Raw genomic sequence first — 14,461 nt, 5'->3', positions numbered from 1 at the left:
TCACCGTCGCCTTGCGGATAGCTCCGCAAGACTTAGCGCCTGCATAGCGGCGCCAGAACCACACGACTTCGCCGTACACCTCGACGTTTTCGTCTGGTGAATATTCACCAACGCCAAAGCGTCCACCGCATCCCATCCCAACGTGTGGTGACGATGGCCAACGCCCCTCCTCGGGGATGAGACGCACGATTTATAATTCTGATTTGCCGAATTTGGCCAGCAGAATATTTTTGCATTCAGGGCTTGACATTGATTCTGAAAATCAGAATCCGCACGGCGACCGCCCGGAATTGGTTTGCGCTGGCCCGGCCAGTTGCCCCAAATGAGCGCCATCCGCTTCGATCACGCCGCTCCTCGCCGTCTCGCTACGGCGCTTCCGCCGCATCATGCGCATAGAGCCAGCCAATATTGGCGATCGATCGGTCGCCGGATGTGGCCATCGCCTCGTCTCGGGCGCGTTGCGCTTCGCCGTCAGGCAAATGAAAGCGGGTCCGGTTGGCGGCGCTGGCCTGCTGTAATTTCGTGGCACGCGGCTTGCGCAACGCTTCATAGCGCGCCAGTGCGCCCGCGATGTCGTCCGGCATGGCCTTGAGCAGCGTCGCGAGCGCGGCGCCGTCCTCGATCGATTGCGCCGCGCCCTGCGCCATCATGGGCAGCATGGGATGACAGGCATCGCCGAGCAGCGTGATGCGGCCATCGCTCCAGCGCGGCAACTCGGCGCGGTCGTGCAGCGCCCAGATGAACGTCTCCGGAAAGGCGCCGATCAGGCTGCGCACCGTCGGGTGCCATCCCTCATAGCGCGCGAGCACATCGGCCACCTCGCCTTTGTCTGTCCAGGATTCCCGTGTCCAGTCGCCATGCTCGACGATGCAGACCACGTTCATCATCCTGCCGCCCGAGACCCAGTAGTGCACGACATGGCCGCCCGGTCCCACCCAGTTGTGCGAAGCAACCTCGATGCCGAGATGCCTGATGCGCTCGGCCGGAACCAAACCGCGCCAGGCGACGCAGCCGGTGAAACGCGGCTTCTCGGGACCGAAGGCGATTTCGCGTACGCGTGAATGGATCCCGTCGGCGCCGACCAGGAGATCCGCCTCGGCCGTCGCGCCGTTGCCGAACCGTGCGATCACGCGCTCGCCTTTCTGCTCCAGCCCGATGAGCTTGTGGCCGGCATGCAAGCGCTCTCGCGGCAGCGCGCCAGCCAGAAGATTTGCAAGATCCCCGCGATGAAAGTGGTAGTACGGCGCGCCGAAATTCGCCTCGACCTCCGGCCCCAGCGGCGCGCGCTGCAAGGTACGTCCATCGTCCCAGCGCCGCTGATGCACCGCGCGTGGCCGCACGCCGACGGCGTCCATGGCAGCTTTGAGGCCCAGCCGCAGAAGAAGCCGGGAGGCGTTGGGGCTGATCTGGATGCCGGCGCCGATTTCGGCGATCCGTGGCGCCTGCTCATAGACGTGGACATCGAGCCCGGCTTTCAGGAGCTGCAATGCGGCCGAGAGCCCGCCGATTCCGCCGCCGATCACTGCGATTTTCATTGGATTTTTTCCGCCGCGATTCTGATGCCGGAAGTTGAGCATGCACGTCCGGCGACAAGCAAGTCACTTGCCCCCGGTTGCGCTTCACGATCCGATTCGCCGGTAACACCGACTGTCATGGTCACGCGAGCGCGAGGTTGATGGCGAGCTATCGGCATCATTTTCTGATGAGAGGGCCGCAGTTGCATCACTTGGAATGGCCGCGGATCGAACCTGCGCTCCGCCCGTGGCGCGCGAACACGGAGATGGAACACCGTAGTGACCCGGATTTAGTTACGCATCCGATCGTGCGTATAAGGTGCCGGCGGACAGCAGGGGGATAGCGTTCGGTTCATCACACCGGATGCTTCAGGGGCTGTTTGGTCGCGAGGCCCGGACTCCTAGGCACTCCGGGCCTCGTTGACTCCGCCGCATGGCCGGCGCTTACCGCAGCTTGCCGAGCAGCTCCATCAGCATCTCGCGCTCCTTCGCATCGAGCGGCGCGAGCGTTTCCTTTGAAATCGCCAGCGCATTCGGCGCGGCCTTCTCGGCGAGCTGCTGTCCGGCGCGGGTGAGGCTCACCAGCAAACGGCGGCCGTCTTCGGGATCGGGGCTGGTCTCGGTCAGGCCGCGCGCCGTGAGGCGGTCGATCACACCCTTGATGGTGGCGACGTCCATCGCGGTGAGGCGGCCGAGCTGGTTTTGCGAGCACGCACCCGTCTCGGCGAGTTTTGACACCGCCGCCCATTGCGTCGGCGTGAGGTTGATGCCGATGTCGCGGGCAAAAATGGTGGCATGGCGCTGCCAGACCTGGCGCAGGATGAAACCGATCTGCTCGTCGAGGATATAGGCCGGCCGTGACGGCTTGGCGTTCCGCTTGGTTGCGACGCTCCTTCCCATCTTGCTTTCCCCCGCCCTCTTCCTTTTCCGCCTACAGCGACAAATGCGCGTCGCGGATATCCGGCCGCGCATCGAGCTCGGCCATGGTGCCGCCGAAGCAGATCCGGCCGCGCTCGATGATGTAGGCGCGGTCCGAGATCAGCCTTGCGAACTGCAGGTTCTGTTCCGAGACGACGATGCTGACGCCTTCCTTCTTCATCGCAAGGATGGCGTCGACCATCTGCTCGACGATCTTTGGCGACAGGCCTTCCGAGGGCTCGTCCAGTAACACCAGCGACGGATTGCCCATCAGCGTGCGCGCGATGGTCAGCATCTGCTGCTCGCCGCCGCTCATGCGTCCGCCCGGGCGCCCCCGCATCTCGCCGAGATTGGGGAACAGCGAAAACAGCTTTTCGCGCGTCCAGTATGGTGCGCCTTCACGCTTCGGCTGGCGGCCGACTTCGAGATTCTCCTCGACCGTGAGATCGGTGAAGATGCGGCGCTCTTCGGGGACGTAGCCGAGGCCGCCGCGCACGATCGCGTGCGTCGGCTCGCGCGAAACGTCCCTGCCCTCGAACTGGATGCGGCCAAAACGGTTTTCGACGAGGCCGACGATGGAGCGGAAGGTAGTGGATTTGCCGGCGCCGTTGCGGCCGAGCAGCGCGACGACTTCGCCCTCGCCGACGTCGAGCGCGATGTCAAACAGGATGTGCGCAGGGCCGTAAAAGCTGTTGAGGTCGGTCACCTGGAGCTTCATGCGTGCGCTCCATCGCGGTGGCGGGCGTCGTAGACGAGGCCCTCGCCGAGATAGACCGCGCGCACCTGCGGGTTGGCGCGCACCTGTTCCGGCGAACCTTCCGCGATCAGGCTGCCGCGGTTGAGCACCAGGATGCGGTCGGCATGCTCGAACACCACGTCCATGTCGTGTTCGGTGAAGAGCACGCCGATGGATTTTTCGCGCGCGATCCTTGCGGTAAGACGCATCAGGTCGATGCGTTCGCGCGGCGCCATGCCGGCAGTCGGCTCGTCCATCAGCAAGAGTTTCGGCTCGTTGGCGAGCGCGACGGCAAGCTCCAGCCGCTTGAGGTCGCCATAGGCGAGCTCGCCGCAGGGGCGCTCGGCGTAGCCGCCCATGCCGACGAGATCGAGCAGCTGCCCGGCCTCGTCGCGCGCGAATTTCGGCGTGGAGGCGAAGAAATTGAAGAGCTGCCTTTGGTGCGAGACCAGCGCGACCTGCACGTTCTCGCGCACGGTCATGGTGGGGAATGTCGCCGTTATCTGAAACGTGCGGCCGACGCCGAGGCGCCAGATCGCGCGCGGCTTTTCGCCGACAGTGTCCCTGCCGAGCAGATGGATGCGGCCGCTATCCGGCAGGTTCTGGCCGTTGAGCATGTCAAAGCAGGTGCTCTTGCCCGCGCCGTTCGGGCCGATCAGCGCCAGGATCTCGCCAGCCTTCAGCGAAAACGAGACGTTGCGCACGGCGTGCACCCCGCCATAGGACTTTGACAGCCCCTCGACCGACAGCAATGTTTCCGGCGTGCTCATTCGGCGGTCTCGATGCGGGTGACGAGCGGTTTGGCGGATGCGGATTTGCGGCGGCTGATCAGGGCTTCCAGCGTGCCGACGATTCCTTTCGGGAACGCGACCACGATCAGGACGATGAAGGCGCCTAACACGAGTTTTGACCAGTCGGTCTGGCTGACCAGCCAGATGTTGGCGGCCTTGAACACGATGGCGCCGATGACGGCGCCTGACACGGTCTCGACGCCGCCGAGCAGCACCATCACCAGCGCATCGACCGAGAGCGGGATGCCCATGTTGTCGGGGAAGACGCTGCCCTTGAGAAAGGCGAACAGCGCGCCCGCGACGCCGGCGACCGTGCCCGCGATGACGAACGCGGTCCATTGCATGCGCTTGGCGTTGATGCCGATGGCTTCGCTGCGCAGCATCGAGTCGCGCGTGGCGCGCAGCGCGTAGCCGAATGGCGAGAACACGATGATGCGCAGGATGACGACCGCGAGCGCGGCGATGCCGAGCGACAGCCAGTAGAAGCTCGACGGGCTGGCCGCCCATTTGTCGGGCCAGACGCCCAAAATGCCGTTGTCGCCGCCGGTCACCGCCACCCACTGGAAGGCGATCGACCAGACGATCTGGGCAAAGGCGAGCGTCAGCATCGCAAAATAGACGCCGGAGAGCTGGACGCAGAAGAAGCCGAACACGGCGGCGCCGAGGCAACCGAGCAACGGGCCGAGCGAGAGCGAGACGATCATCGGCAGCCCCGCCATTTTGGCGAGGAACGCCACGCCATAGGCGCCGAGACCGAAATAGGCGGCATGGCCGAAGGAGGCGAGCCCGCCGACCGACATCAGGAAATGCAGGCTGACCGCAAAAATCACGAAGATCGCAATCTCCGAGCCGACGCTGAGCGCGTAATTGCCGACGAAGAACGGCAGCAGCGCGGCGATTGCGAGCGCGGCAAGCGAGGCAAGGCGTTCGCCCGAGGTCAGCGGCCGCCACGGATTGACGGTCAGCCCCGGCGAGCGGCGCGCGGGCGCCTCCGGCTTTCCGAACAGGCCCCAAGGCCGCACGATCAGCACGACCGCCATCACGAGGAAGACGAGGATGATGGAGATTTTTGGAAAGATCAGGATGCCGAAGGCGTTGAGTTCGGACACCAATACCGCCGCGACGAACGCGCCGATGATGCTGCCGAGGCCGCCGATCACGACCACCACGAACACTTCGACGATGATGCGCAGGTCCATGGCGTGGTGCACGGCATCGCGCGGGATCTGGAGCGCGCCGCCGAGCGCGGCGAGGAAGACGCCGACGGCGAAGACGGAGGTGAACAGCCATTTCTGATTGACGCCAAGCGCGGCGACCATGTCGCGGTCCTGCGTCGCGGCGCGCACCAGGATGCCCCAGCGGGTGCGCTGGAACAGAAGATAGAGGATGCCGAGCACGACCGGGCTGAGCACAATCAAGAACAGGTCGTAGCTCGGGATGGCCTGGCCGAAGAAATCGACGGCGCCCTTAAAGCCCGGCGCGCGGCGGCCGACCAGATCGTCCGGGCCCCAGATCAGCACCACCAGATCCTGCACCATCAGCGTAAGGCCGAAGGTGGCAAGCAACTGGAACAATTCGGGCGAATGATAGATGCGTCGCAGCAGCACCATCTCCACCAGCACGCCGAGCAGCGCGACGACCAGCGCTGCGGCGACGATGCCGCCCCAAAAGCCGAGCGCGCCGGAAAAACGTTCGGTCAGCGTGAAGGCGACATAGGCGCCGATCATGTAGAACGCGCCGTGCGCGAAATTGACGATGCGCGTGACGCCGAAGATGATCGACAGGCCCGACGCCATCAGGAACAGCGAGGCCGCGCTGGCAAGACCGGTCAGGAACTGGACGACGTAGAAGGCCATGCGGCTTTGCTGTTCTCGTGTTGCGTCATGACTTACCCTTCGAGACGGCGCTTCGCGCCTCCTCAGGGTGAGGCTTTGTAGCTTGTAGGGCGGGTTAGCGAAGCGTAACCCGCCGTTCCTGCTGTCGTAGATGGTGGGTTACGCCTTCGGCTAACCCACCCTACGGATTGACTGCGCGGAGCGAGCCAGGCTCAATCCTTCGGGCGCAGCTTTTCGACTTCGGCGTCGCTCGGCAGGAAGTCCGAGCCCTTCTTGTAGGCGATGTCGACCATCACGCCCTTGCCGTCCTTCAGCGCGGTCTTGCCGACATAGGCGCCCAAGGTCGACTGGTGGTCGATCTTGCGGAAGGTGATCTCGCCGAAGGGCGACGGCATCGACAGGCCTTCGGTGGCGGCGATCAGCTTTTCCGGATCGGTGGAGTTCGCCTTGGTCAGGATCGCGGCGGCGGCCTTGATGGTCTGGTAGCCGACGATCGAGCCGAGCCGCGGATAGTCGTTGAACTTGGCCTGATAGGCCTTCAGGAATTTATCGTGGTCCGGGGTCTTGATGTCGTACCAGGGATAGCCGGTGACGATCCAGCCGACCGGCGTTTCGTCCTTGAGCGGATCGAGATATTCCGGCTCGCCGGTGAGGAAGCTCACGACGTCGCGGCCCTTGAACAGGCCGCGGGTGTTGCCTTCGCGCACAAACTTGACGAGGTCGGCGCCGAAGGTGACGTTGAGGATCGCTTCGGGATTGGCGGCGGCGAGCGCCTGCACCACCGGGCCTGCGTCGATCTTGCCCTGCGGCGGCCACTGCTCGTCGACCCACTGGATGTCCGGGCGCTTCTCCGACATCAGTTTCTTGAAAACCGAGACTGCCGACTGACCGTATTCATAGTTCGGCGCCACCGTCGCCCAGCGCTTGGCCGGCAGCTTGCTGGCTGCTTCCACCAGCATCGCCGCCTGCATGTAATTGGAGGGGCGCAGGCGGAAGGTGTAGCGGTTGCCTTTCGACCAGGTGATGGCGTCGGTCAAAGGCTCCGCCGCAAGGAAGAAGACCTTCTTCTGGTTGGCGAAGTCGCTGACGGCGAGGCCGATGTTGGAGAGGAACGTGCCCGTCAGCATCGCGACGTTCTCGCTCGAGACCAGCTCGTTGGCCGCCGTCTGCGCGTCGGCCGGCTTGCCGCCGTCATCCTTGGAGATGACGACCAGCTTCTTGCCATTGATGCCGCCGGCCGCGTTGATCTCTTCCACCGCGAGCTGCCAGCCCTTGCGATAGGGTTCGGTGAAGGCGGGCAGCAGCGAATAGCTGTTGATCTCGCCGATCTTGATCTCGCCCTGCGCTTGCGCCGAATTTGCAAAACCTGCGGCTGCGATCGCAAGACTTGCAGCCAGAATAAACTTACGCATCCCTTGCCTCCACTCCTGTTGAAATTACCGAAGTCCGTCCTCGCCCTTGATTTCGCTCACCGTCAGCCCGCCGACGCGTGGCAGCGGCCGGCCGCTATCGGTGACGGCGACCGCGACCATGATCTCGTTGGCACGCGGCGCGTCGTTGATCTGCACTTCCATGCCATCGAAATGACTGCGCACGAAGGCAGCGTCCTTGTGGCCAAGCGGAATGTCGAGCGTGGTGCCCGGCCCGCTGCGCTTCTTCGACGACGGGATCAGCGCCGCGCCCCTGCTCAGCACCTTGCGAACCGGCGCGCCCATCTTGGGATGCAGGATGGCGGCGGCATGTTCAAGCTCGCCGTTCTCGCCGACGGCGGCGGCCTTGCCATAGCTGTGCGCCTTAGCGCCGTCGATGCCGAGCGCGGCGACGGCACGCTTGGAGAGGAGATCGCCGAGCTCCTCGCCGATCGCGATCAGCGGCGAAAGGTCCTCGACATATTTTCCGGCAAAGGGATTTTCGATCACGGCGATCGCCGCCGCGCGGCGCGTCGGCGGCGCGATGGTCTTGCCCATCTCGATATGGGTTTCCTCGACCACCGTGACGATTTTTCTGATAACCGCGCTCATGCCTCAGTTCCGTTCCGGCTCACGCATGCTGCAAGTCTCGTACCGCGTTTTCATGAAAGACCTGCGGCACCATCGTTTCCTTTGCGCCCACCACGACGGTCTCGCCAAGGAGACGCAATGCCGCGCCTTCGATCAATCCGGCAGCCAATAGTTGCCGCGCACGGTGCGCACCAGCGGCCAACGCGGTCTCGATTTCGTCCGCCGTGAGATGGCCGACGTCGCGCGTGACGAGCCGCGGGCCGAGATCGCTGTCGGGCTGCAATTCGTTTGCCGGCATACGGACGATCGTGGGATGGCCCGGCAGATCGACAGCGTTGGCAATGATGGTGGCGGCAGCATCGGCCTGCGAAGCGGATCGAGCCAGCACGGTGACTGCATCGGCAATGCCGAGCGAAAAGCTGCGGCCGTGGCGGCCGGAGGTGGCGACGCCGCGGATCGCGTCATCCGCATCGATGATCATGGTGCGCAGCACGCCGCGACGGTCCGGGCGATCTATCAGGCCGACGGAAAATTGTTCATGGCCGGTCAGATGCAGCGCGATGTCGCCGCCATTGTTGACATAGGCGCGGTCGAGCGAAGCGGCGCGCAGCATCGCGCCCAGAATTTCCTCGGCGACGCTGCCGGCCACCGCCGCCATCGGCGTGATGAATTCGTCTGCGGCGAACGGCGCGACCGCCGCATGCATGCGGCATGCGACGATGCCCTTGAGCGAGCAGCTCGCCGGATCGGCCGCCTTGCGCAGTTCGGTCAGCTCCTCGCAGAGTTCGTCGAGCAGGCCGGTGAAACGCGTTGCCGCCGCCTCATAGGCCGCGCGAACCTCCCTGCCCCTCGCCTCCACGATCAGGTCGATCGGGCCGTCCTGCAAATGCAGCCGCTTGCCGTCGGCGAGAAGCGCGATTTGCGGGAGCCGTTTCATGCGCGCCGTCCCGGGATGTAAGGCATCGGGCGGATTTCCGCATTGTCCCTCAGCGAGGACAGCGGCCGAACATAATCCATGTGGCCGCCGAGCGCGGCGTAGTCCGACAATTTCAGCGTGAACTCGATCGGCGCCACCAGCGCCGGTGTCGGCACATAGCCGAAGGCGCCGGCCGGCATCTGCGTGACGTCGACCATGAAGGTGATGCCGCCGCCCGGCCAGACATAAACCGGCGCGCCGCCGCTGGTGACGCGTGTCAGCGCGTCCTTGACCGAGCGCGTCAGCCGCACCGGATTGTCGGTGACCCCTGCCCGCAGCGATCCGCCCGCGCCGCCCATGAACAGCACCGTGCATAGCGCCGGTTCGCAGTTTTCCTGGATGCGCTCGACGGAGAAGCGCAAATCCGCCGGCATCTCGGTTTCGACCGGCCGCAGCGCCTCGTCGAGCACGTAATAGGCGGCGTGCTCGCCCGTGGTCGACACCATCAGCATGGTGAGGCCCGGCCGCGCTTCCTTCGGGTTGAAGGGGCCGAGCACCGACAGCGGATCGGAGATATTGGTGCCGCCCCAGCCCGTGCCGGGCTCGGCGACCTGAAAGTAGCGGCCGGGCGTCGAGCGCCTTCCCTTCATCTTGATCCCGGTATCGGGAATATCGAGCAGCTTTCCCGCCTGGTGTTCACTCAGCACGCCGGTGATGTGATCGTCGACCACGACGACCTCGTCGACCTTGCCGTGCCACTGCTTGGCGAACATGCCGATGGTGGCCGAGCCGCAGCCGACGCGCATGCGCTCTTCGGGCGCGCCGTTGACGATTGGCGGATAGCCGGCCTGCACCACCACGGTGGCGCCGCCATCGATCGTCAGCTCCACCGGCTTGCAGTTGGAGAGGTCCATCAAAGTGTCGCAGGTGACGCGTCCCTCCTTCTTGGAGCCGCCGGTCAGATGATGCACGCCGCCGAGCGAGAGCATCTGCGAGCCGTATTCGCCGGTCGTGACGTGGCCGACCGCTTCTCCTTGCGCGCGCACGGTCGCGGCTTCCGGGCCGAGATAGCGGTCGGTGTCTATCTTCACCTTGACGCCGCAATAGCTGAAAATGCCTTCGGTCACGACGGTGACCATGTCAACGCCGTCGACCTCCGACGAGACGATGAAAGGCGCGGGCTTGTAATCGGGATAGGTGGTGCCGGCGCCGATCGCGGTGACAAAGACGTCGGGCTGATTGACGAGCTTGCCGTCCCACTCGCCGCCGGCCTGGAACGGCACCAGCCGTCCGCCGTGCTCGACGGTGCGCTCCAGCATGATGTGCGGATCGACGCGCACCAGCACGCCGTCATGATTGGCATAGCGGTCGCACGCGCCGGCCGCGCCCGGCTTGATATAGCACATCACCGGACAGGCATCGCAGCGGATCTTGTCGCCGATGGCGGCGGGAATGGCTTCCGTGCTCATGAACAGGCCTGCATTCGCGACGCCCCGATCATATCCCCGTTTCCGGCATTGGGGGGATTGTTCGTATACGAATGATCCTGCGCGCGAGGGGAAAAGCTGTCAAGCGGGTGAATGCGGCAAAACGCATGCTGCCGAATAAAAAGCCGGATTGCCTATCGTGTCTGTTCATAATGCGGGCATCGCGTTGCAGCGCGAAAGGCGCCACGCTTGCACGTTTGTATACAAACGGTAGTCTCAAAGAGCGAATTTGGAAGCGACGAAGCGAAACGAAGGGAACGCGAGCACGATGCGCCTGACCGTCAACGGCAAAACCCATGACGTTGCGGCCGCTCCCGACACTGCGCTGCTGTACGTGCTGCGCAACGACCTCGAACTGAACGGACCGAAATATGGCTGCGGGCTCGGCGAGTGCGGCGCCTGCGCCGTGCTGATCGACGGCGTCGCCGCGCGCTCCTGCGTGATTCCGATCGAAGGCTGCGACGGGCGCGACATCGTGACGCTGGAAGGTCTCGGCACGCGCGAACGTCCCGATCCCGTGCAGCAGGCTTTCATCGACGAACAAGGCGCGCAGTGCGGCTACTGCCTCAACGGCATGATCATCACGACCAAGGCGCTGCTTGCGCGCACGCCGGCGCCTTCGGAAGACGAAGTGATCGAAGCGCTGCGCTACAATCTCTGCCGCTGCGGCGCGCATGTCGAAATCGCGCGTGCGGCACTGCGCGCAGCCGGCCATGCCCTTGAGGCGCGCGACTGATGGCAGCACGGCAGGGCATGCTGACGGTGGTGCGCCCCGCGGCGAACGGCGGCGCGTTCGAGACCTTCATCAGGATCACCGCGGACGGATCGGTCAGCGCCTATAACGGCCATGTCGATCTCGGCACCGGCATCCGCACGGCGCTCGGGCAGATCGTAGCCGAAGAGCTCGACGTGTCCTTTGCGCGCGTCGTGGTCGTGCTCGGCGACACGTCGCAAGTGCCCAATCAGGGCCCGACGATTGCGAGCGAGACGATACAGATTACTGCGGTGCCCTTGCGTAAGGCAGCAGCGCAGGCGCGGCAGTTTCTGATCGCGCGCGCGGCCGAGCGGCTGGAGCTGCCGGTTGCAGAGCTCTCGATCGAAGACGGGCTGGTGCGCGGCAGGGACAACCGCAGTATCAGCTATGGCGAACTGATCGCGAGCGAGGATATCCGCCTTGAACTTGCCGACGACGTCGCGGTGAAGGATGTCAGCGCCTACACCATCGTCGGCCAATCCGTGCCGCGCATCGATCTGCCGGCCAAGGCAACCGGCGAGATCGTCTACGTGCACGATGTGCGCGTACCCCACATGCTGCATGGCCGCGTGGTGCGACCACCTTATGCCGGCGTCGATGCGGGGGCGTTTGTCGGCACCAGCCTGATTGCGGTGGACGAAGCCTCGATAAAACATATTCCGGGAATGGTTGCCGTCGTTCGCATCGGCGACTTCGTGGGCGTGGTGGCCGAGCGCGAGGAGAACGCGATCAAAGCTGCGGCGCAGCTCAAGGTGAGCTGGAAGAAGACGCCTGTTCTGCCCGATCTCGGGGATATCGAGACGGCGCTACGCAAGAATCCTTCGGAGCCGCGAAAGCTGATCGACAAGGGCGATGTCGATGCGGCAATTGCGGCTGCGGCAAAACCGATGCAGCGGACCTACATCTGGCCGTACCAGATGCACGCTTCGATCGGCCCTTCCTGCGCGGTCGCTGACTACAGCGATGGAAATATCCGGGTGTGGTCGGGCACGCAAAATCCGCACATCCTGCGCGCGGACCTCGCGCTGCTGATCGAAAAACAGGAAGCCGAGATCGAGGTGATCCGGCTGGAGGCGGCCGGCTGCTACGGCCGCAACTGCGCCGACGATGTCACCGCCGACGCCCTGCTGTTGTCGCGCGCGGTCGGCCGTCCCGTCCGCGTGCAGCTCACGCGCGAGCAGGAGCATGCGTGGGAGCCCAAGGGCACCGCGCAACTGATGGACGTCAATGGCGGCATGAACGCGGACGGCAGCGTCGCGGGTTACGATTTTGCCACGCGCTATCCCTCGAACGGCGCGCCCACGCTGGCGCTGCTGCTCACCAGGCGGATCTCGCCGACACCGGCCGTCTTCGAGATGGGCGACCGCACCGCGATTCCGCCCTACGACTATGAGCACATGCGCGTGGTGGCCAACGACATGCCGCCGATCGTGCGCGCGTCATGGTTCCGCGGCGTCTCGGCACTGCCGAACACCTTTGCGCATGAGTCTTTCATCGACGAGGTGGCGACCGAAGCCGGGGTCGATCCGATCGAATACCGGCTGCGCTATCTGAAGGACGAGCGCGCGGTCGACCTCGTCAACGCGGTGGCCGAGCGTGCGGGCTGGAAGCCGCGGCCGGTATGGAAGGAACCGGAAGCCGAAGGCGACATCGTGCGCGGGCGCGGCTTTGCCTATGCGCTGTATGTGCACAGCAAGTTTCCGGGCTATGGCGCAGCGTGGTCGGCGTGGATCGCCGATGTTGCCGTCAACAAGGCGACCGGCGATGTCAGCGTGACGCGGGTGGTCGCGGGCCAGGATTCCGGATTGATGATCAATCCGGACGGCGTGCGGCACCAGATCCACGGCAATGTCATCCAGTCGACCAGCCGCGCGCTGATGGAAGAAGTTTCGTTCGACCGCACCTCTGTGACGGCGCGCGAATGGGGCGCCTACCCCATCATCAAGTTTCCCGATGTCCCCAAGATCGATGTGTTGATGCTGCCGCGGCAGGACCAGCCGCCGCTCGGCGTCGGCGAGTCCGCCTCGGTGCCGAGCGCGGCGGCGATTGCCAATGCGATCTTCGATGCCACCGGCGTGCGGTTTCGCGAATTGCCATTCACGCCGGAGCGCATCCTCAGGGGATTGCACGGCGAGGCACCGCGCGCGCCTGAGCCGTTGCCTGCGCCCGCTCCTCCCGCCGGCACATGGAAGAACCCATTTGCGGTACGACCCAGCGTATTCGCGGGCCTTGCCGCGGCATGCGCCACCGCCATCGCGATCGGCACCGCGGCGTTGCCGTGGCGAGCGATCGCCCCCATCGCGCGGCCCGATCCAGCGGTGTTTTCCGCCGCGACCATTGCCCGCGGCCAGCAGCTCGCCGCGCTCGGCGATTGCATGGTCTGCCACACCGCGGCGAACGGCGCGATCAATGCCGGCGGCCGAGCGCTGGAGACGCCGTTCGGCGTGATCTACAGCACCAACATCACGCCGGACGAGAAGACCGGGATCGGCAACTGGTCCTATCCTGCGTTCGAACGATCGATGCGCGAAGGCATTCATCGCGACGGCAAACATCTCTATCCGGCGTTTCCCTACACGCATTTCGCCAAGGCCACCGACGCCGATCTACAGGCGCTCTATGCGTTCCTGATGGCGCAGCAGCCGGTACGTGCGGAGACGCCAAACAACAAGCTCGCCTTCCCGTTCAACCAGCGGCCGCTGCTGGCCGGATGGAATGCGTTGTTCCACACGCCGCAAACGTTCCGGCCGGACCCGTCAAAATCGGAGGTCTGGAATCGCGGCGCCTATCTCGTCGAAGGTTTTGGCCATTGCGGCGCCTGTCACTCCCCGCGCAACAAACTCGGCGCTGAAATCGCAAGCCGCTATCTCGCCGGAGGCTTTGCGGAAGGATGGGAAGCTCCGGCCCTGACCTCGCTGTCGCAGGCGCCGATCCCGTGGAAGGAGAGCGAGCTTTACGCTTACCTGCGGACCGGCGAGTCCCGCTTTCACGGCGTAGCGGCGGGTCCGATGGCGCCGGTCGTGAAAGAACTGAAGGCGTTGCCGGACGAGGACATCCGCGCAATGGCGGTCTACCTCGCCTCGTTCAACCGGGACGTCGCCCCATCAACGCAGGATGCGCTTGCCGCGAAATTCGAGAGCGCGACGGCGACGCGCACGGACGCGGCCTCCTCTGTCGGCGCGCGGCTATATCAGGGCGCCTGCGCGGTGTGCCATGAGGTCGGCGGTCCCGCGCTGTTCGGCAGCCGGCCGTCGCTATCGCTCAACAGCAACCTGCATAGTGCGGTGCCCGACAACCTGATCCAGGTGATTTTGCACGGCATTGCCTCCCCTGTATCAAGCGACCTCGGCTATATGCCGGCCTTCAAGGACAGCCTGACCGACCGGCAGATTGCCGAACTCGTCTCCTGGTTGAGGCAACAGTTTGCCCCCGGCAAACCGGCCTGGACCGGCGTGGATGCCGCGATTGCAAGGGTAAAATCGGCCGGATTGGATTAAATTCGCAGGGCGA

11 protein-coding genes are annotated in these 14,461 nt (G+C 64.8%); 2 read left to right on the top strand and 9 right to left on the bottom strand.

Going from position 1 to position 14,461, the window contains the following annotated elements:
- Positions 1–365: 365 nt before the first annotated feature.
- The 9 genes from JQ628_RS06695 to JQ628_RS06655 all read right to left on the bottom strand — a co-directional run bounded on the left by JQ628_RS06695 (position 366) and on the right by JQ628_RS06655 (position 10,179).
- The gene (locus tag JQ628_RS06695) at positions 366–1,535 is read right to left on the bottom strand and encodes an FAD-dependent oxidoreductase (protein ID WP_212221065.1); all 1,170 of its coding nucleotides are present in this window, start codon (positions 1,533–1,535) and stop codon (positions 366–368) included.
- A 423-nt stretch (positions 1,536–1,958) separates the two neighbouring features.
- Complete coding sequence (locus tag JQ628_RS06690) at positions 1,959–2,414, bottom strand: MarR family winged helix-turn-helix transcriptional regulator (RefSeq protein WP_212221062.1); 456 nt, start codon at positions 2,412–2,414, stop codon at positions 1,959–1,961.
- A 31-nt stretch (positions 2,415–2,445) separates the two neighbouring features.
- A complete protein-coding gene (locus JQ628_RS06685) occupies positions 2,446–3,150 on the bottom strand; it encodes an ABC transporter ATP-binding protein (protein WP_212221059.1) in 705 nt (234 codons plus the stop codon).
- Positions 3,147–3,938, bottom strand: coding sequence for an ABC transporter ATP-binding protein (locus tag JQ628_RS06680; protein ID WP_212221056.1), 792 nt, complete (start codon positions 3,936–3,938; stop codon positions 3,147–3,149). The genes JQ628_RS06685 and JQ628_RS06680 overlap by 4 nt, the downstream gene beginning before the upstream one ends.
- Positions 3,935–5,815 carry an ABC transporter permease gene (locus JQ628_RS06675; RefSeq protein WP_212221055.1) on the bottom strand — a complete coding sequence of 627 codons (1,881 nt, stop codon included), beginning with the start codon at positions 5,813–5,815 and terminating at the stop codon, positions 3,935–3,937. Before JQ628_RS06675 ends, JQ628_RS06680 begins: the two co-directional genes overlap by 4 nt.
- Positions 5,816–6,006: 191 nt before the next feature.
- Positions 6,007–7,206 carry an ABC transporter substrate-binding protein gene (locus tag JQ628_RS06670; protein ID WP_212221052.1) on the bottom strand — a complete coding sequence of 400 codons (1,200 nt, stop codon included), beginning with the start codon at positions 7,204–7,206 and terminating at the stop codon, positions 6,007–6,009.
- A gap of 24 nt (positions 7,207–7,230) precedes the next feature.
- Entirely contained in the window at positions 7,231–7,815 is a 585-nt protein-coding gene (locus JQ628_RS06665) for an amino acid synthesis family protein (protein WP_212221049.1), read from the bottom strand.
- A 19-nt stretch (positions 7,816–7,834) separates the two neighbouring features.
- Positions 7,835–8,731 (bottom strand): UPF0280 family protein, encoded by an 897-nt coding sequence (locus tag JQ628_RS06660; RefSeq protein WP_212221046.1) that lies wholly within the window; start codon positions 8,729–8,731, stop codon positions 7,835–7,837.
- Entirely contained in the window at positions 8,728–10,179 is a 1,452-nt protein-coding gene (locus JQ628_RS06655; RefSeq protein WP_212221043.1) for a 6-hydroxynicotinate reductase, read from the bottom strand. The genes JQ628_RS06660 and JQ628_RS06655 overlap by 4 nt, the downstream gene beginning before the upstream one ends.
- A 286-nt stretch (positions 10,180–10,465) precedes the next feature.
- Between JQ628_RS06655 and JQ628_RS06650 the strand changes: the two genes are divergently transcribed.
- Complete coding sequence (locus JQ628_RS06650; protein WP_212221040.1) at positions 10,466–10,933, top strand: (2Fe-2S)-binding protein; 468 nt, start codon at positions 10,466–10,468, stop codon at positions 10,931–10,933.
- Positions 10,933–14,448 (top strand): molybdopterin cofactor-binding domain-containing protein, encoded by a 3,516-nt coding sequence (locus tag JQ628_RS06645; RefSeq protein ID WP_212221037.1) that lies wholly within the window; start codon positions 10,933–10,935, stop codon positions 14,446–14,448. Before JQ628_RS06650 ends, JQ628_RS06645 begins: the two co-directional genes overlap by 1 nt.
- Positions 14,449–14,461 lie beyond the last annotated feature (13 nt).

Source organism: Bradyrhizobium lablabi, from assembly GCF_018129385.1.
GTDB lineage: Bacteria > Pseudomonadota > Alphaproteobacteria > Rhizobiales > Xanthobacteraceae > Bradyrhizobium > Bradyrhizobium lablabi_C.
Note: the sequence above shows the minus strand (reverse complement) of the source record. Positions and strands in the feature narration are given on the sequence as shown.

Coding starts and splice junctions, on each gene's coding strand:
- JQ628_RS06650 (WP_212221040.1), top strand. CDS start 10,466: ATGCGCCTGACCGTCAACGGCAAAACCCATGACGTTGCGGCCGCTCCC.
- JQ628_RS06680 (WP_212221056.1), bottom strand. CDS start 3,938: ATGAGCACGCCGGAAACATTGCTGTCGGTCGAGGGGCTGTCAAAGTCC.
- JQ628_RS06675 (WP_212221055.1), bottom strand. CDS start 5,815: ATGGCCTTCTACGTCGTCCAGTTCCTGACCGGTCTTGCCAGCGCGGCC.
- JQ628_RS06685 (WP_212221059.1), bottom strand. CDS start 3,150: ATGAAGCTCCAGGTGACCGACCTCAACAGCTTTTACGGCCCTGCGCAC.
- JQ628_RS06665 (WP_212221049.1), bottom strand. CDS start 7,815: ATGAGCGCGGTTATCAGAAAAATCGTCACGGTGGTCGAGGAAACCCAT.
- JQ628_RS06660 (WP_212221046.1), bottom strand. CDS start 8,731: ATGAAACGGCTCCCGCAAATCGCGCTTCTCGCCGACGGCAAGCGGCTG.
- JQ628_RS06690 (WP_212221062.1), bottom strand. CDS start 2,414: ATGGGAAGGAGCGTCGCAACCAAGCGGAACGCCAAGCCGTCACGGCCG.
- JQ628_RS06695 (WP_212221065.1), bottom strand. CDS start 1,535: ATGAAAATCGCAGTGATCGGCGGCGGAATCGGCGGGCTCTCGGCCGCA.
- JQ628_RS06645 (WP_212221037.1), top strand. CDS start 10,933: ATGGCAGCACGGCAGGGCATGCTGACGGTGGTGCGCCCCGCGGCGAAC.
- JQ628_RS06670 (WP_212221052.1), bottom strand. CDS start 7,206: ATGCGTAAGTTTATTCTGGCTGCAAGTCTTGCGATCGCAGCCGCAGGT.
- JQ628_RS06655 (WP_212221043.1), bottom strand. CDS start 10,179: ATGAGCACGGAAGCCATTCCCGCCGCCATCGGCGACAAGATCCGCTGC.